Annotated in this window: 16 protein-coding genes; 14 read left to right on the forward strand and 2 right to left on the reverse strand. The window is 72.8% G+C overall.

Translation table 11 applies throughout. The annotated features are described in order from the left end of the window. Positions 1 to 372: 372 nt before the first annotated feature. The 6 genes from HT134_RS44715 to HT134_RS16745 all read left to right on the forward strand — a co-directional run bounded on the left by HT134_RS44715 (position 373) and on the right by HT134_RS16745 (position 6,112). Positions 373 to 1,368: an SIMPL domain-containing protein gene (locus HT134_RS44715; protein WP_217707964.1), complete on the forward strand. Its 996-nt coding sequence runs from the start codon at positions 373 to 375 to the stop codon at positions 1,366 to 1,368. 90 nt (positions 1,369 to 1,458) lie between these two features. Continuing rightward, positions 1,459 to 2,028 carry a hypothetical protein gene (locus tag HT134_RS16725; RefSeq protein ID WP_175601307.1) on the forward strand — a complete coding sequence of 190 codons (570 nt, stop codon included), beginning with the start codon at positions 1,459 to 1,461 and terminating at the stop codon, positions 2,026 to 2,028. A gap of 364 nt (positions 2,029 to 2,392) precedes the next feature. Further along, entirely contained in the window at positions 2,393 to 3,751 is a 1,359-nt protein-coding gene (gene pafA / locus HT134_RS16730; RefSeq protein WP_175601308.1) for a Pup--protein ligase, read from the forward strand. An 85-nt stretch (positions 3,752 to 3,836) separates the two neighbouring features. Beyond that, positions 3,837 to 4,775 (forward strand): FKBP-type peptidyl-prolyl cis-trans isomerase, encoded by a 939-nt coding sequence (locus HT134_RS16735; RefSeq protein ID WP_175601309.1) that lies wholly within the window; start codon positions 3,837 to 3,839, stop codon positions 4,773 to 4,775. A 120-nt stretch (positions 4,776 to 4,895) separates the two neighbouring features. Further along, complete coding sequence (locus tag HT134_RS16740; protein ID WP_175601310.1) at positions 4,896 to 5,600, forward strand: helix-turn-helix transcriptional regulator; 705 nt, start codon at positions 4,896 to 4,898, stop codon at positions 5,598 to 5,600. 32 nt (positions 5,601 to 5,632) lie between these two features. Beyond that, the gene (locus tag HT134_RS16745; RefSeq protein ID WP_175601311.1) at positions 5,633 to 6,112 is read left to right on the forward strand and encodes a DUF3291 domain-containing protein; all 480 of its coding nucleotides are present in this window, start codon (positions 5,633 to 5,635) and stop codon (positions 6,110 to 6,112) included. On the opposite strand, the gene HT134_RS16750 is transcribed toward HT134_RS16745, so the two are convergent. Continuing rightward, positions 6,058 to 7,140, reverse strand: a complete 1,083-nt coding sequence (locus HT134_RS16750) for a DUF3866 family protein (RefSeq protein ID WP_175601312.1) — start codon at positions 7,138 to 7,140, stop codon at positions 6,058 to 6,060. The two genes, HT134_RS16745 and HT134_RS16750, sit on opposite strands and share 55 nt — an antisense overlap. Positions 7,141 to 7,178: 38 nt before the next feature. Here HT134_RS16750 and HT134_RS16755 point away from each other — a divergent pair, with 38 nt between their 5' ends. The 8 genes from HT134_RS16755 to HT134_RS16790 all read left to right on the forward strand — a co-directional run bounded on the left by HT134_RS16755 (position 7,179) and on the right by HT134_RS16790 (position 14,849). Next, a complete protein-coding gene (locus tag HT134_RS16755; protein WP_175601313.1) occupies positions 7,179 to 8,153 on the forward strand; it encodes a helix-turn-helix transcriptional regulator in 975 nt (324 codons plus the stop codon). Between the two features lie 28 nt (positions 8,154 to 8,181). Continuing rightward, positions 8,182 to 9,147 (forward strand): helix-turn-helix transcriptional regulator, encoded by a 966-nt coding sequence (locus HT134_RS16760; RefSeq protein WP_312888168.1) that lies wholly within the window; start codon positions 8,182 to 8,184, stop codon positions 9,145 to 9,147. Continuing rightward, positions 9,144 to 9,299, forward strand: a complete 156-nt coding sequence (locus HT134_RS16765; RefSeq protein ID WP_175601314.1) for a hypothetical protein — start codon at positions 9,144 to 9,146, stop codon at positions 9,297 to 9,299. The genes HT134_RS16760 and HT134_RS16765 overlap by 4 nt, the downstream gene beginning before the upstream one ends. A gap of 69 nt (positions 9,300 to 9,368) precedes the next feature. Beyond that, the gene (tatA, locus tag HT134_RS16770; protein WP_175601315.1) at positions 9,369 to 9,683 is read left to right on the forward strand and encodes a Sec-independent protein translocase subunit TatA; all 315 of its coding nucleotides are present in this window, start codon (positions 9,369 to 9,371) and stop codon (positions 9,681 to 9,683) included. Positions 9,684 to 9,777: 94 nt separating this feature from the next. After that, positions 9,778 to 10,581: a twin-arginine translocase subunit TatC gene (gene tatC, locus HT134_RS16775; RefSeq protein ID WP_246364508.1), complete on the forward strand. Its 804-nt coding sequence runs from the start codon at positions 9,778 to 9,780 to the stop codon at positions 10,579 to 10,581. Positions 10,582 to 10,597: 16 nt separating this feature from the next. Beyond that, positions 10,598 to 11,485: a diacylglycerol/lipid kinase family protein gene (locus HT134_RS16780; RefSeq protein WP_175601317.1), complete on the forward strand. Its 888-nt coding sequence runs from the start codon at positions 10,598 to 10,600 to the stop codon at positions 11,483 to 11,485. Between the two features lie 93 nt (positions 11,486 to 11,578). Beyond that, a complete protein-coding gene (locus tag HT134_RS16785) occupies positions 11,579 to 14,302 on the forward strand; it encodes a DEAD/DEAH box helicase (protein WP_175601318.1) in 2,724 nt (907 codons plus the stop codon). A gap of 376 nt (positions 14,303 to 14,678) precedes the next feature. Then, positions 14,679 to 14,849: a hypothetical protein gene (locus HT134_RS16790; protein ID WP_175601319.1), complete on the forward strand. Its 171-nt coding sequence runs from the start codon at positions 14,679 to 14,681 to the stop codon at positions 14,847 to 14,849. 101 nt (positions 14,850 to 14,950) lie between these two features. On the opposite strand, the gene HT134_RS16795 is transcribed toward HT134_RS16790, so the two are convergent. Then, positions 14,951 to 16,375 carry an RNB domain-containing ribonuclease gene (locus HT134_RS16795; RefSeq protein WP_312888169.1) on the reverse strand — a complete coding sequence of 475 codons (1,425 nt, stop codon included), beginning with the start codon at positions 16,373 to 16,375 and terminating at the stop codon, positions 14,951 to 14,953. Between the last annotated feature and the right edge of the window lie 125 nt (positions 16,376 to 16,500).

Here is a 16,500-nt window from a genome sequence, read left to right on the forward strand (position 1 = left end):
ACACCTGCGGCCACAGGCGCGCGGCGCCTCAGCCTCGCGCCGTTTTCATGCCCGTGCCCGGAGCAAGCCGCGACTCATGGCCTCTGGCCCGCCTGGCGTCGAGACCACCTCCCTGCCCGCGCTCTGCGGCCCGCCCGCGACCATGGGGTGGGGCGAGCGGCCCGGAACGTCCCACAGGGCTGCCTGGGGGCGGGGAGCGAGCACCTGCACACAGCGGGGCGGGTGCGACCGGCCGGGGAAAGGAGGTGGGCGGCGCGTGTTGGTAAAGGGGGCGGCCCACGCCGTCCCCGCGATCTTCGGGTTCGGTCAAATGTCGGACGGGCCGGGTGTCGGCGGGGCGGCGGCCGGGGCGCCGGGTGCTGGCATGACCTCATGATCAAACTGAGTGTCGTCGTGGCCTCCGCCACCCTCGTCCTCCTGGGAGCGCAGGGTGGTACCGCGCTCGCCTCCGCCGGGCCCCGCCCCGAGTCGCCCCCGATCAGCCACTCCGAGACCCCGGGCGCGGCGGGCACCCACAGGGCCGGGCACCTGTCCCGGGCCGTGACGTGGCACGCGTCCCACCGGGGGAGCGCCCGCGACGCCGTGCGGCCCTCCCCGCGCTCCTCCACCCGCCAGGTCCCGCGCTCCACCGACCGCCCCGCTCCGGGTACGTCCGGTCGTGACGCGCTTCGCTCCCTGGGTCATCGGACGCTTCGCGTGTCCGTCCGGCCGTCCGCCGGCGGACCGTCGGGCACGGCCGCCTCGGCGCCCGCGGCGAACAGCGCGTGGCCGGGAGAGCCGGCGCAGCTCACGGTCGTCGGGCAGGGCTCCGTCCAGGCGCCGCCCGACGTGATGCGCCTCAACGTGGGCGTGGACGTGCGCCGTGACCGGGCCTCCTCCGCCTTCAGCGCCGCGAAGGCCGCCCGGGCCCGGCTCGCCGCCGCGATCCAGGGCGCCGGCATCTCCGTGAACGACATGCGCACCGAGAACCTCACGCTCGGCGCCGAGTACAAGGACGGGCCCCAGGTCGTCGGCTACCGGGCGGCGCAGGGCGTGGAGGTGATCCTGCGCGACATGTCGAAGGCCGACGCGGTCATCGACGCGGTCGCGGCCGTGGGGGACGAGGTGCAGATCAACGGCATCTCGTTCGAGGTGTCCAAGGCCGAGGCGCTGCTCGCGCGGGCGCGGGCGGCGGCGTACCGCGACGCGCTGAGCAAGGCCCGCCAGCTCGCGGCGCTGGCCGGCCGGCACGTGGGCCGGGTCGTGAAGATCGACGAGCAGTCCGACTCGACGCCGCGCTTCTCGCTGGCGGGGGCTGACGCGGCGTTCGTCAGTCCCGGCCAGTCGTCGATCTCCGTGATCGTCAACGTGGTGTACGAGCTGATCTGACGCGCTCTCCGAGACCCCTCGCCCTAGATGTGACCTATGTCACTTTTGCTGGAGTGAACTCCGGCCTGGGGCGGGGGGTCTCACCTGTCCGTGAAGACTTCTTTACGAGCACTGCTCGCGGTCGGCGCCTCCGCCGCCCTGGTCCTGACCTCCGGCGCGGCCTTCTGGGCGTCCACGGCGGCCACCGCGGGCGTCTCCGCCGGTGCCGCGGCCCCGGCGCGGCCCATCCCGGCCTTCAAGGCCCCGAAGATCTTCGGGACCTCCTTCCAGCCGGACCCGAAGCACGACTTCACCAAGGGGATCCACTCCCGGCACGACGGCATCCTGCGCGGCTGGATCACCTCGATCCGCGGCGGCGTCGCCGAGTACGAGCCGATCAGGTGGAAGAAGGGCACCCAGACCGAGGGCTACTTCGTCGGGCCGCCCGAGGGCGACGTGACCGCCTACGCCTCGCCCGTCGCCAAGGACGTCGTGTACCTGTCGGCCTTCGGCTGCAAGACCACCATGTCGCAGATGACGGTCAGCCGCTCCACGGGGCTGGGCGCCAAGCGCTGCGACCGTTCCGTGCTGCTCAAGCGGCACAAGAAGCAGGGCCAGCCGTCCCTGATCACCGTCTACAAGGGTGAGATCGTCAAGGTTCAGGAGATCTACACCCCCTGAGTGCGGGGCTGAGCGGACGCACGGTCCGACACCGTCGTCCGCAACGGTCTCCGGGGACGGGGGACGGGGGACGGGGGCGGGGGAGCTGGGCGGTGACCGGCTCGGAGAGACCCACGTGGGGCGCGGGGGCGCCCGCGTGGGGCCTCCGGGCCATGCGTGCCCATGGGGGCGGCAAGGGCGCCGTGCTCGCGCAGAGGGCCGGGCAGGGCGCTGTGCGCGCGCCGGGGCCGGGAAGCGCCCGGAGTCCCGTCCGGCACCGGATCAGGGGGACGAACCGGACGGGCACGCCGCCCGCAGGGCGCGGAGCGGCAAAACACGCCGAAGATCCCTCCCGCTCGCCGATCCGTGGGCATAGTGTGAGGTGATGGATCGTCGCATCTTCGGGCTGGAGAACGAGTACGGCGTGACCTGCACGTTCCGGGGACAGCGCAGGCTGTCGCCCGACGAGGTCGCGCGCTACCTGTTCCGGCGAGTCGTGTCCTGGGGCCGATCGAGCAACGTCTTCCTCCGCAACGGCGCACGCCTGTACCTCGACGTGGGCAGCCATCCTGAGTACGCAACACCCGAGTGTGACAACGTCATCGAACTCGTCACCCACGACAAGGCCGGCGAGCGGATCCTCGAGGGCCTCCTCGTCGACGCCGAGAAGCGGCTGCGCGAGGAGGGCATCGCCGGCGACATCTACCTGTTCAAGAACAACACCGACTCGGCCGGCAACTCCTACGGCTGCCACGAGAACTACCTGGTCGGCAGGCACGGCGAGTTCGGGCGGCTGGCCGACGTGCTCATCCCGTTCCTGGTGACCCGGCAGATCATCTGCGGGGCAGGCAAGGTGCTGCAGACGCCGCGCGGCGCCGTCTACTGCGTCTCGCAGCGGGCCGAGCACATCTGGGAGGGCGTCTCGAGCGCCACCACCCGCAGCAGGCCGATCATCAACACGCGCGACGAGCCGCACGCCGACGCCGAGCGGTTCCGGCGCCTGCACGTGATCGTCGGCGACTCCAACATGAGCGAGACGACCATGCTGCTCAAGGTCGGCGCCACCGACCTGGTGCTGCGCATGATCGAGGCCGGCACCGTGATGCGCGACCTGTCGCTGGAGAACCCGATCCGGGCCATCCGCGAGGTCTCGCACGACATGACCGGCCGGCGCAGGGTCCGCCTGGCCAACGGCCGCGAGGCGTCGAGCCTGGAGATCCAGCAGGAGTACCTGTCGAAGGCCAAGGACTTCGTCGAGCGGCGCGGCGGCGACGCGACCGCCCAGCGGGTGCTGGAGCTGTGGGAGCGCACGCTGACGGCGGTCGAGACCGGCAACCTCGACCTGGTGGCCCGCGAGATCGACTGGGTGACGAAGTACCAGCTCATCGAGCGCTACCGCAAGAAGTACGACCTGCCGCTGTCCTCGCCGAGGGTGGCGCAGCTCGACCTGGCCTACCACGACGTGCACCGCAAGCGCGGCCTGTACTACCTGCTGCAGAAGCGCGGCTCGGTGGAGCGGGTGGCGTCCGACCTCAAGATCTTCGAGGCCAAGTCGGTGCCGCCGCAGACGACCAGGGCGCGGCTGCGCGGCGAGTTCATCCGCAAGGCCCAGGAGAAGCGGCGCGACTTCACCGTCGACTGGGTCCACCTCAAGCTGAACGACCAGGCGCAGCGCACGGTGCTGTGCAAGGACCCGTTCCGCAGCGTGGACGAGCGCGTGGACAAGCTGATCGCGGGGATGTAGCCGTCGCTTTACCCGTCGGTTTACCCCGGCCCTACCCGGCGGTCGGATAGGGTGACGCGAACCTGCAGTCCACCGAGGGAAGTCCATGCGCCGCGCCCTGGCCGTCCTGGCCGCCGTGCCACTGATCTTCTTCGCCGCCGCGTGCGGCTCCGACACCGCCACCACCTCCGGCTCCCCTGGGGCCGGAGGCGCGGCGGCGGGTGTGAAGGTCACCGGAAACCTGGGCGCCAAGCCCACTGTGACGATCTCGGGGGCGCCCGCCACCAAGTCGTCGTACGAGGTGATCTCGCCGGGCACCGGCCCGGCGGTCAAGAGCGGCGGCCAGGTGATCGTCAACCTCACCGTCTACAACTGGGACGGCAAGCAGAACGCCTTCCAGGGCTCCTCCTACGACACCAAGCAGCCGGAGACCATCCCGGTCAACGAGCAGCTCCCGCAGGTGCTGCGCGACGGCTTCACCAAGGTCAAGCACGGCGGCCGGCTGCTGGCCGTGATGGCCTCCGACTCCACCCAGCAGCAGGCCCAGGCGACGCAGGCCGCCCAGCCGACGAAGGTGTTCGTCATCGACGTCGTCGGCGCCCCGCCCGAGCCGCTCAAGGCCGCCACCGGCAAGGAGACCGGCGACAGCATCAAGGGCGTCAAGGTGGTCAGCCCCGGCGGTGACAAGGCGCCGACGCTGACCACGAAGACGAGCGAGAAGGCGCCGAAGGAGCTCGTCGTCAAGACCCTGATCCAGGGCACCGGGCAGAAGGTGCAGGCGGCCAACACGCTGACCGTCCACTACACCGGCAAGATCTGGGGCACCGACAAGGAGTTCGACTCGAGCTGGACCAAGGGGCAGCCGGCGTCGTTCCCGCTGTCGGGCGTGATCCAGGGCTGGCAGAAGGGGCTCGTGGGCGTGCCGGTCGGCAGCCGCGTGGTGATGAGCATCCCGCCGGACCTCGGCTACGGCGCGCAGGAGCAGCAGAACATCCCGGCCAACAGCACCCTCGTGTTCGTGGTGGACGTCCTGTCCGCCTACTGAGGTCGAGCGCCTCTCCTGAGGCGCTTGTCCGCCACCTGAGGTCCGGTTCGCCGGAGACGCCCTTCCCGGGCCGGTCGCGCCGGCGTCCGGGGAGGGCGTCGGCGCGCCTAGACTCCGGCTGTGCGCGAAGAGCATCTGGAGGCCCTGTCCCTGCTGCACGATCCCGTGCGGCGCAGCCTGTACGAGGCCGTGGCGGGCAGCGGCGGCGACGTGGGCCGGGCGGAGGCGGCCGAGGCCACCGGGGTGTCGAGGACCCTCGCCGGTCACCACCTCGACAGGCTGGTGGAGGCCGGGCTGCTGGAGAGCGGCTTCCGGCAGCCCGAGCGGCGCGGGCCCGGCAGCGGCCGGCCCGCGAAGGTGTACCGGCGCGCCTCGGGGGAGCGGTCGGTGAGCCTGCCGCCGCGCGACTACGCCGTGCTGGCCTCGGTGCTGGCGGGCGTGGTGGACGCGCTGGGCGCCGAGGAGAAGGCCGAGGAGGTGGCCAGGGCGGCGGGCGCCCGCCTGGCCCGGGGCCACCGGGGCGAGCCCGTGGAGGCCGTGCTGGCCGAACGCGGCTACGAGCCGTACGCCGACCACGCCGGTGACGCCGGCGTCGGGGCCGGAGGCCGGCTGCGGCTGCGCAACTGCCCGTTCCACGCGCTGTCGCAGGAGCACCCGCTGCTGGTGTGCTCGATGAACCTCGCGCTGTGCCAGGGCCTGCTGGAGGGCCTCGGCGACCGGCCGGAACGCGCGGAGCTGGATCCGAGGCCGGGGGAGTGCTGCGTCTCCCTCGCCCTGCCACCCGGCTCCGCCCTGCCACCGGACTCTAAAACAAATGAAGATTGACATAGAAGCGAAGGGCGTGGTGTGCTGACGCCATGCACCTCGCCCAGCTCAACATCGCCCATCTGCGCGCCCCCGTCGACGCCCCCGAGCTCGCCGCGTTCGTGGAGCTCCTGGAGCCCATCAACGACCTGGCCGACGCCGCCCCCGGATTCGTGTGGCGGCTCAAGGAGAGCGAGGAGGACCCCACCGCCACGGTCGTCCACGACTACGGCGACCACCTGCTCGTCAACTTCTCGCTGTGGGAGTCGATCGACGCCCTGTGGACGTTCGCCTACCGCAGCGCCCACCTGGGCGTGCTGCGCCGGCGCAGGGAGTGGTTCCTGCGCATGGCGGAGCCGTACATGGTGATGTGGTGGGTGCCCGAGGGGCACATCCCGACGCTGGCCGAGGCCATGCGGCGGCTGGAACACCTCAGGGCCCACGGCCCGAGCCCCGAGGCGTTCACCTTCCAGGAGCCCTACGAGAGCAGCGAGGCGGCGAACCTGCCCGCCGCCGCCGAGGCCAGGAAGTAGGCCAGGTCCTCCTCCAGCCCCCGGCCCATCGTCGAGAGCCGCACCGGTGAGGCACGCAACGCCTCGTGCAGGCCGTCCACCGGCACGGGCACCAGCTCGTGCCGGACGGCCAGCAGCTCGGCCTGGTCGCGCACCCGCTCGCCGAACTCGCCCGGCAGCATCGGCACCGGCACGTGGGCCCGCGTCAGCGCCACCCGGCCGTAGGCCGTCAGCGAGTGGTGCGACACGCCGAGGTGCCGCTCACGCCGGTCGCCCTCGCTGATCCGCAGCGCCGCCACCGGCCGGCCGAGCAGCACGGCGGCGGCGTTGACCGCCTCGCCCGCCGAGACGCCGGAGAAGCCCCACCGGGTGCCCGTGCCGAGGTTGCCCGGCCCCTGGGCGACGATCGCGACGTCCGCCTCCAGCACGTGGCGGGCCGCCAGCAGCCCCGTGTGCGTGGTCACCGCCTCCACGTCGCCGCCGAACGCCTGCCCGACCGTCACCACCCCGGCCAGCCAGCCGATCTCGCGCAGCGTCGCGCACGCCATCGAGAACCACGCCGGCAGCGCCCCGCCGTCCTGCATCACGTACGCCACGCGCACGCCGCCGCCCGCGCCGCCCGGCACCGCCTCGTACAGGCCGCACAGGATCGGCGGCAGCGCCGAGTGCAGGTCGGCCACCACCACGGGCATCCCGTCGACCGAGTCGGCCTCGCGCAGGAGCTCGTGATGGGGCGAGTCCTGCTCGTCCGCGCCGAGCACCGTCGCCTGCATCGGGGTGTAGCGGGCCTTCACCAGGTGCCCCGGCCCTTGCGGATCTTCCGGTAAACGGTTCGGGAGGGCCACCACCATGGCGTAACCTCCCGTACCGAGACCCATCGCGAGTGCCGTCGTGTTGAGCAGCACCTCGTCGCCGGGTTCCGGGCGGCCCACCAGTGCCGGATAGGCCAGTGCCCGGCACTGCCCCTCGGGCACGGCGACGTCCAGCTCCACCGCCCCTGGCCACTCTCGGCGGATCCGCACGACCTCGCCCTTGCGCCATCTGATCACGGGGGCAGGGTAGCGTCCATGAAGGAGGAGTGAGGCAGATGTCACGCCGTAAGACCGAGCGGTTGCTGAATCTGGTGATCTGCCTGCTCGCCACCGGGAGGCCCCTGTCGGCCGAGCAGATCCGCCACGCGGTGCCCGGCTACGACCGCGACGGCGACGAGGCGTTCCAGCGGATGTTCGAGCGCGACAAGAACGAGCTGCGCGAGATCGGCATCCCCATCGACGTGGTGCGCGACCCCTGGGAGGACGAGCCGGGCTACCGCATCCGCCGCGAGTCCTACGAGCTGCCCGAGATCACCCTGGAGCCCGACGAGGCGGCCGTACTGGGCCTGGCCGCCCAGGTGTGGCAGCGCGCCAGCCTGGCCGAGGCCGCCTCGGGCGCCCTGCTGAAGCTGCGCGCCGGCGGCGTGGCCACCGACGAGACCGTCGGCGGCCTCGGCCCGGCCGGAGGAGCGCTGGAGCTGCGCGTCGACACCCGCGACCCGGCCTTCCCGCCGCTGTGGGAGGCCGTGCGCGACCGGCGGGTGGTCCGCTTCGACTACCGCGGCTCCGGCAGCGAGACCGTGCGCACCCGCACCGTCGAGCCGTGGGGCGTGGTCAGCCGCCGGGGCCGCTGGTACCTCGCCGGCTTCGACCGCGACCGCCAGGCGCCGCGCGCCTTCCGGCTCAGCCGGATCACCGGCCAGGTCGCCACCGTGGGCCGCCCGGGCGCCGTCGAGGTGCCCGACGGGGTGGACCTGCGCTCCATGGTGGGCTTCCCGGAGGAGCCCGTGGAGGAGCGCGTGGCCGTGGTCCGCGTCCGCCGGGGCACCTGCCAGGGCCTGCGCCAGCTCGCCCGCGCCGTGCGCCCCTCCTCGGGCGACCCGGCGGAGTGGGACGAGGCGGAGCTGGCCTTCTCCGACCCCGAGCGGCTGGCCGGATGGATGGCCAGCCTGGGCTCCGACGTGGAGGTCGTCGAGCCGCCCGACGCCCGCGAGGCCGTCATCCGCCGACTGAAGGGAGCCCTGGCATGACCGGATCCGCGTCCCGGGAGGGGGCGGCGTGAGCGGCTCCGCCGACCGGCTGCCGAGGCTGCTGGCCCTCGTGCCGTACCTGATGTCCCACCCCGGCGCCCAGGTGGGCGAGGTCGCCGAGGTGTTCGGGCTGAGCGAGAAGCAGCTCATCGACGACCTGCAGCTCGTCTGGATGTGCGGCCTGCCCGGCCACACGCCGGGCGACCTCATCGACGTGTCGTGGGACGGCGGCGAGATCCTCATCGACAACGCCGACACCATCGCCCGGCCGCTGCGGCTCGGCATCGACGAGGCCAGCGCCCTGCTCGTCGCGCTGCGCATGCTGGCCGCGATGCCGGAGCTGGCCGAGGTGCCCGGCGACGCGCTGCCGCGCGTGGTGGCCAAGCTGGAGCGGGCCGCGGGCGAGGGCGCCGCGTCCGTCAGCAGCCAGGTCGCCGTGGACGTCGACGCCGCCCCCGACGCGCTGCCCCGGGTGCGCGAGGCGCTGACCGGGCGGCGCCGCCTGTCGCTGCGCTACTACGTGCCCGGCCGCGACGAGGTGACCCCGCGCGAGGTCGACCCCATGCGGCTGGTGGTGGCCGACGGCCGCACCTACCTGGAGGGCTGGTGCTACCGGGCCGAGGCGATGCGGCTGTTCCGGCTGGACCGGGTCCTCGGCGCCGACGTGCTCGACGTGCCCGCCGACCCGCCCGCCGGGGCCGAGCCGATCGACGTCGCCCAGGGCGTCTTCCGGCCCTCGCCCACCGACGAGCTGGTCGAGCTGGAGGTCACGGCCGCCGGGCGGTGGGTGGCCGAGTACTACCCGTGCGAGCGGGCCGAGGAGCTCGGCGAGGGCCGGCTGCGGATCACGCTGCGGGCCCGCGACGAGGACTGGGTGCTCAAGCTGGCGCTGCGGCTGGGCGACACCGGCCGCGTCGTCTCGCCGCCGGCGATGGCCGCACGGGTGCGCGAGGAGGCCGAACGCGCCCTGGCCCGCTACGCTCACCGGTCATGACGTGGATCTTCTTGGCCGCCGGGCTCGTCGCGGCCGGTCTGGTCGTGCTCCTGGTCGCCGGCACGCGGGTCGCGCGGGCGGCGCGGACGTTGAACAGCGAGATCGCTCAAGTTCATGCGCTGTTCAACGCCAAATCGGACGTCAGGGGATGAGGCATCGGCCCTGTCGGCGTACGATCGGTCCTAAGCACAGCACTTCGCTCTCACCATGAAGGACGTCACATGAACTTGGGAGCTCCCGAGATCGTTCTGATCTTGATTGCCTTGGTCCTCCTCTTCGGCGCCAAGAAGCTTCCGGACCTCGCCCGTGGCGTCGGCCGGTCTCTGCGCATCTTCAAGGCGGAGACCAGCAAGATGAACGATGACGACGACGACCGGCCGACGGTGGTGCAGGCCCAGCAGCAGGCTCAGCCCGCCCCGCAGCAGATCCCGCCGGCCGCGCCCGCGCCGGCGCTGTCCGCCGAGGAGCAGGCCCGTCAGCTGGAGGAGCAGGCCGCGAGGCTGCGCGCCGCGGCGCAGGCCGACAAGCGCCCCTGACCCCCGTCCCTTCGGCCACCTGGACTGCTAGATGGCGTTGCTGAAACGGTCGGGCCCGAAGCCGGAACGGGACCCAGAAGGCCGGATGCCGCTCATGGAGCACCTCCGTGAGCTGCGTAACCGGCTGCTCATCGCGATCGCCGCCGTCGCGGTGGGCGTCGTCGTCGGCTGGATCGTCTTCGGGCCGGTGTGGGAGCTGCTCCGCGAGCCCTACTGCTCGACCGTCCAGTCGAGGCAGCTCACCGGGCACTGCAGTCTCACCTACAACGGCATCTTCTCGTCGTTCTTCATCACGCTGAAGGTCTCGCTGATGGTGGGCCTGGTGGTGTCGTCGCCGGTCTGGCTCTACCAGATCTGGGCGTTCGTCACCCCCGCCCTCTACCGCACCGAGAAGCGCTACACGCTCACCTTCCTCGCGCTGGCCATCCCGCTGTTCGTGCTGGGCGCGACCGTGTCCTACCTGATCATGGACACCGCGCTGACGTTCCTGCTGGGCTTCTCGCTCGAGGACACCGTCGCCACGATCTCGATCGACGACTACCTCGACTACGTCCTGATCATGCTGGTGATCTTCGGGGTGTCGTTCGAGCTGCCGCTGCTGCTGGCGTTCCTCAACATCATCGGCGTGGTGTCGCACGCGACGATCGCCAAGCACCGGCGGCTGGTCATCTTCCTGATGTTCGTCTTCGGCGCCGTGATCACCCCCGGCGGCGACCCGCTCAGCATGATGGCGCTGGCCACGCCGATGATCATCCTGTTCCTGGCGGCCGAGCTGTTCATGTACCTGCGGGAGAAGCGGCAGCCGCAGAGCGAGTTCGCCGGCCTGTCCGACGACGAGGCGTCGCCGCTGACCCACGACGACACCCCGCTGGAAGAGGATTCCGGTTCGGGCCGATAGGCGATAGGTTCCGGGCGTGTCCCCTCGACTCGCCCTGCTCGTCAACCCCGCGGCCCGCGGCGGCCGCGCGCTGCGGCTGCTCGAACCCGTGGTGCGCCGCCTGCGCATGGGCGGCGCCGACGTGTCGGTGATCGCCGGCGCCGGCCCGGCCGACGCCCTCGAACGCGCCTGCGCCTGCGTGGCCGAGCGTCCCGACGCGCTGGTGGCCTTCGGCGGCGACGGGCTCGTCCACCTGGCCGTGCAGGCCGTGACCGGCACCGACGTGCCGCTCGGCATCATCCCCGTGGGCACCGGCAACGACGTCGCCGCCGCCCTGGGCGTGCCGTGCGGCGACCCGATGGCGGCGGCCCGCACGGTGCTGCGCATGAGGACCCGGCCGGTCGACGTGGCCCGCGCCGTGACGGGCCAGGGCGAGGAGCTGTTCGCCAGCGTGCTGTGCTGCGGCTTCGACGCCCGGGTCAACGAGCGGGCCAACCGGCTGACGTGGCCGTCCGGGCGGGCCCGGTACGTGCGGGCGGTGGTGGAGGAACTGCGCGCGTTCCGGCCGGTGCCGTTCCGGGTCACGCTCGACGGCGAGGAGGTGCTCGAACGCGACGCCGTGCTGGTGGCCGTCGGCAACACCCGCTCCTACGGCGGCGGCATGCGGATCTGCCCGGACGCGCGGCCCGACGACGGGCTGCTGGACGTGGTGGTGGCGGGCGCGCTGGGCGTGGGGGAGTTCCTGCGGGTGTTCCCGGGCGTCTACCGGGGCACGCACGTGGCCCATCCGTCCGTGACGGTCCGGCGGGCGCGGCACGTGCGGCTGGAGGCGGACGGCGTCCCGGTCTACGCCGACGGCGAACGTCTGGGCAGCGGCCCGGTGACGTGCGCGGCGGTGCCCGGCGAGCTCCAGGTCATCGCCTGAAATCTACAATGTAAAGGCGTGCCCGCCGGAGAACCCGGAGATCGCCGTCAGCGCCGGGACGGACCGGAATGGCGGTTTCGGTAGGCTGACGTCATGACGACGCCAGCGGAACGGTACGCGGCCTTCCGCGACAGGTTCGGAGACGACGGGGCCGCTTTCAGATCGTTCCGAGGACTGTACGACTTCCAGCTCGACGACTTCCAGGTGGATGCGTGCCGCGCGCTGGAGGCCGGCGACGGCGTCCTCGTGGCCGCCCCCACCGGCTCGGGCAAGACGGTCGTCGGCGAGTTCGCCGTCCACCTCGCCCTGGAGCAGGGGCAGAAGTGCTTCTACACCACCCCCATCAAGGCGCTGTCCAACCAGAAGTACAACGACCTGGTCAAACGCTACGGCAGCGCCAAGGTGGGCCTGCTGACCGGCGACAACAGCGTCAACGGCGAGGCCCCGATCGTGGTCATGACCACCGAGGTGCTGCGCAACATGCTCTACGCCGGCTCGGCGACGCTGGCCGGGCTGGGGTTCGTGGTGATGGACGAGGTCCACTACCTGGCCGACCGGTTCCGGGGGGCGGTGTGGGAGGAGGTCATCATCCACCTGCCCGAGTCGGTCCGGCTGGTCGCGCTGTCGGCGACGGTCAGCAACGCCGAGGAGTTCGGCGAGTGGCTGGGCGAGGTGCGCGGCGACACCACCGTCATCGTCGACGAGCACCGGCCGGTGCCGCTGTGGCAGCACATGATGGTCGGCAACCGCGTCTACGACATGTTCATGAGCGACGACGACGTCGCGCGCATCAACCCGACGCTCATGCGGGTCACGCGCGACGCCGAACGGCTGGCCATGGGCCGCGGCAGGCGCGGCTACGGCCGGCCGCAGCGCTCCCGGCCGCCGGACCGCGCCCAGGTGATCGAGAAGCTCGACGCCGAGGGGCTGCTGCCGGCGATCACGTTCATCTTCTCCCGGGCCGGCTGCGACGCGGCCGTGGCCCAGTGCCTGTACGCCGGCATCCGGCTCACCACCGAGCGGGAGCGGCACGAGATCCGCCAGCTCGTCGACGAGCGCACCGCGCACCTGCCCGACGAGGACCTGGCGGTGCTCGGCTACCTGGAGTGGCGCGACTGCCTGGAGCGGGGCCTGGCCGCCCACCACGCGGGCATGCTGCCGGCCTTCAAGGAGGTCGTCGAGGAGCTGTTCACCCGCGGCCTGGTCAAGGCGGTGTTCGCGACCGAGACGCTGGCGCTGGGCATCAACATGCCGGCGCGCACCGTGGTGATCGAGAAGCTCGACAAGTGGAACGGCGAGTCGCACGCCGACCTGACGCCCGGCGAGTACACCCAGCTCACCGGCCGGGCCGGGCGGCGCGGCATCGACATCGAGGGCCACGCCGTGGTGCTGTGGCAGCCGGGCATGGACCCGCTGTCGGTCGCCGGTCTGGCCGGCACGCGCACCTACCCGCTGCGCTCCAGCTTCCAGCCCTCGTACAACATGGCCGTCAACCTCGTCGGCCAGTTCGGCCGCGAGCGCGCCCGCACGCTGCTGGAGGAGTCGTTCGCGCAGTTCCAGGCCGACCGGGCGGTCGTCGGGCTGGCCAAGCAGCTGCGCAAGCACGAGGAGGCGCTCGAGGGCTACCAGGAGGCGATGACCTGCCACCTGGGCGACTTCACCGAGTACGCGGCGCTGCGGCGGCGCCTGTCGGACCGGGAGGCCGAGCTGTCGCGCCAGCGCGGCTCGGCGCGGCGGGCGGCGGCCGTGCGCTCCCTGGAGGCGCTGCAGCCGGGCGACGTCATCCGGGTGCCCGGCGGGCGCCGGGCGGGCCTGGCCATCGTGCTCGACCCCGGCCGCAACCCGCGCGGCAACGGCCCCAGCCCGCTGGTGCTGACCATCGGCAAGCAGATCAAGAAGCTCGACGCGGCCGACTTCCCCGTGCCGGTCGAGCCGATCGAGAAGCTGCGCATCCCGAAGAACTTCAACGGCCGCTCGCCCAAGGAGCGCGCCAACCTCGTCTCCACGCTGCTCGCCAAGATCGGCGACCGTGACCTGGGCAAGCCGCCCAGGGCGCGCGACCACAGCGTGGAGGACGAGGAGGTCAACGAGCTGCGGCGGCGCATCCGGCAGCACGCCTGCCACGGCTGCGACGAGCGTGAGGACCACGCCCGCTGGGCCGAGCGCTACTACAAGCTGCTGCGCGAGACCGAGGGGCTGCGGCGGCGCGTCGAGGGCCGCTCGCACGTCATCTCGCGTACCTTCGACCGCATCTGCGCGGTGCTGGAGCAGCTCGGCTACCTGCACGACGAGACCGTCACCGACGAGGGCCGCCGGCTGGGCCGGCTGTACACCGAGCTGGACCTGCTGACGGCCGAGTGCCTGCGCAGCGGGCTGTGGGAGAACCTGGAGCCGGCCGAGCTGGCGGCGTGCGTGTCGGCGCTGGTGTTCGAGTCGCGGCAGTCCGACGACGCCCGCCGCCCGAAGATCCCGGCCGGGCGGGCGCAGGACGCGCTGACGGCGATGGTGCGGCTGTGGGCGGAGCTGGAGGGCATCGAGTCCGACCACGGCCTCGACACCATCCGTGAGCCCGACCTGGGGTTCGCGTGGGCGGCGTTCCGCTGGACCAAGGGGCACACCCTGGACGCGGTGCTCATGGACGGCGTCAACGGCAACGAGCTGGCGGCCGGCGACTTCGTCCGGTGGATCAAGCAGCTCATGGACCTGCTCGGACAGCTCGGCAACGCCGCGCCGCCGAACAGCAAGATCAGGCAGACGGCGTCCAAGGCGATCGACGGGATGCGGCGCGGCGTGGTGGCGTACTCGTCCGTGAGCTAGCTCACGCCGGGCTTCCGGCGGCGCGCCCCGCTCCCAGGGGCGCGCCGATCTGGGTGGGGTGCTCATCCCGGCGGGGCGCGCCCGTCTTGGAGGGGGCGTGCCCTTCCACGGTCCGGACCTCTACGGTCCGGGCCTCTGCGGTCCGGGCCTCAATGGCCTGGCCTCTGCGGGTGTGGGCCTCTCCGGGGGCGCGGACTGACCGGCCGGTCAAGGTGCCGTCATCGGTGGTCTACGCAACGTCACCGCCAGGCCAGTTTCCCTCCCGAACCCCGCGGACATCCCCATGTCGGAAAGCCCGTCACGCTTCGGACGCACCGCGCTGAGGCCCGCCCCCGGCTCGGATCCCCGGCGTCCGTCGGACCTCCCGGAGGTGGCCATGTTCGCCCTCGTCGCAGCCGTGTTCTTCCTGCTCGCCCTGATCTTCGCCCTCGCGGGGCTGTCCGTGGGCGGCGTCCTGACGGTCACCACGCTCGGGCTGGCCGGGCTCCTCTGCGTCGCCCTGCACCTCATGGGGGTGGGGGCGGGCTGGAGCGTCCTGAAGAAGTGACCCCTGCCCGTGTGGCCGCGGGCCCGTCCACCCGGGCCGCGGCCACAGCCGTGCCGAGGCCCGGAGCGGTCGGCGGGCCAGGACGACGGCCGCGACGGGCTTCAGGCCAGGGCGAAGCGGACCTCGCGGGTGGCGGGGTCGGCCTGCACGAGGCGGACCGTGACGTTCTCGCCGAGCGGCAGGGCGCCGTCGCAGCGGGCGATCACGGCCGGCTCCACGAGCTGGACCTGCCCGCCCCTGCCGTCCGCCGACACGTCGATCACCGCGGCCTCGAACGCCTCCCCGATGCTGTCGCGCAGCAGGAACGCCTCCACCAGGTCCACGCAGGCCCGCTCCACGGTGCTGCCGCGCCGGCTCGCGGCCGCCATGACCGGCGGCAGCTCCGGCAGGGCGCGGGCGACGTCCTCGGGCACCGGTTCGCCCGCCGCGACCGCCAGGCACACCTCGGTGGCGTAGCGGTCGGCCAGGCGCCGCAGCGGCGCGGTCACGTGCGCGTACGGCGCGCCGACCGCGGCGTGGTCGGCCAGCGCGGGAGGGGCGCCGTCGAAGGCGACGTAGCCGGAGCCGCGCAGCAGCACCCGTGACTCGTGCAGGAACGCGGCCTGCTGCGGGCTCTTGGCGTCGAGCCCGTGGACGACCTCCCCATAGGTGGCGTCGTCGGCCCAGGCGACGCCCAGCGCCGCCGCCACCCGGCGTACCTTGGCCAGGTCGTCGGGCTGGGGCGGCGGCAGCACGCGCAGCAGCCCGACCTCCGCGTCGAGCATCATGGTGGCCGCGGCCATGCCGGTGAGCAGGGAGATCTGGGCGTTCCACGCCTCGGCGGGCAGCGGCACGCGGTATTCGAGCCGGTAGCCGCCGCCGGCCGGCGCGACCTCCTGCTCGGGGGTGGGCAGGGTGACGCCGCCGCGTTCGCGCTCCAGCGCCAGCCGCAGCGGGCCGATCTCGGCCAGCAGGCCGAGCGTGCCGTCGGCCGTGCCGGTCTCCACGGCGGCCTGGACGTAGGCGTAGTCGAGCCGCTCGCGGCTGCGCACCAGGGCGCGGCGCACGTCGGCGCCGAGCGTGCGGCCGTCGGCGTCGAGGTCGATCCGCCACACCGCCGCGGGACGGGTGGCGCCGGGCAGCAGGCTGGCCGCGCCCTCCGACAGCACCGTGGGGTGCAGCGGCACCTTGCCGGTGGGCAGGTAGACGGTCTCGCCCCGGAGCCTGGCCTCGGCCTCGACGGCGCCGCCCGGGCGGACGAACGCGCCCACGTCGGCGATGGCGTACCACACCCGGTAGCCGCCGCCGAGGCGTTCCAGGTGGACGGCCTGGTCGAGGTCCATGGCGCCGGGCGGGTCGATGGTGACGAACGGCAGCTCGGTCAGGTCCTCGCCGGAGACGCGGGGCGCCTCGGCCACCCAGTCGGCCTCGTCGAGCACCGCTCTGGGGAACTCGGCCGGCAGGTCGGCCTCGCGCCTGATGCGCGCGAACCCGTCCTCCAGCCGCTGGGGGACACCGTCTCGGACCTGGATGCTCGTCTTCGACACGCCGATCAACCTACCGCGCGGCGTGCGTCCCGCCCGTCGGGCCCCCGGCGGATGTAAAAGAATCTGTACATGAGGTCAAAGACGGGTTACCTTGGCTGTGTCAAAGATTCTGTACATCGCAGAGG

Origin of the sequence: Nonomuraea rhodomycinica (assembly GCF_013363995.1) — a bacterium.
In the GTDB taxonomy this organism is placed as follows: domain Bacteria; phylum Actinomycetota; class Actinomycetes; order Streptosporangiales; family Streptosporangiaceae; genus Nonomuraea; species Nonomuraea rhodomycinica.

What these genes read in the sequence shown, in the direction of transcription:
- HT134_RS44715 (WP_217707964.1), top strand. Translation starts at nt 373, where the DNA reads ATGATCAAACTGAGTGTCGTCGTGGCCTCCGCCACCCTCGTCCTCCTG.
- pafA (WP_175601308.1), top strand. Translation starts at nt 2,393, where the DNA reads ATGGATCGTCGCATCTTCGGGCTGGAGAACGAGTACGGCGTGACCTGC.
- HT134_RS16735 (WP_175601309.1), top strand. Translation starts at nt 3,837, where the DNA reads ATGCGCCGCGCCCTGGCCGTCCTGGCCGCCGTGCCACTGATCTTCTTC.
- HT134_RS16745 (WP_175601311.1), top strand. Translation starts at nt 5,633, where the DNA reads ATGCACCTCGCCCAGCTCAACATCGCCCATCTGCGCGCCCCCGTCGAC.
- HT134_RS16755 (WP_175601313.1), top strand. Translation starts at nt 7,179, where the DNA reads ATGTCACGCCGTAAGACCGAGCGGTTGCTGAATCTGGTGATCTGCCTG.
- HT134_RS16765 (WP_175601314.1), top strand. Translation starts at nt 9,144, where the DNA reads ATGACGTGGATCTTCTTGGCCGCCGGGCTCGTCGCGGCCGGTCTGGTC.
- tatA (WP_175601315.1), top strand. Translation starts at nt 9,369, where the DNA reads ATGAACTTGGGAGCTCCCGAGATCGTTCTGATCTTGATTGCCTTGGTC.
- tatC (WP_246364508.1), top strand. Translation starts at nt 9,778, where the DNA reads ATGGAGCACCTCCGTGAGCTGCGTAACCGGCTGCTCATCGCGATCGCC.
- HT134_RS16785 (WP_175601318.1), top strand. Translation starts at nt 11,579, where the DNA reads ATGACGACGCCAGCGGAACGGTACGCGGCCTTCCGCGACAGGTTCGGA.
- HT134_RS16790 (WP_175601319.1), top strand. Translation starts at nt 14,679, where the DNA reads ATGTTCGCCCTCGTCGCAGCCGTGTTCTTCCTGCTCGCCCTGATCTTC.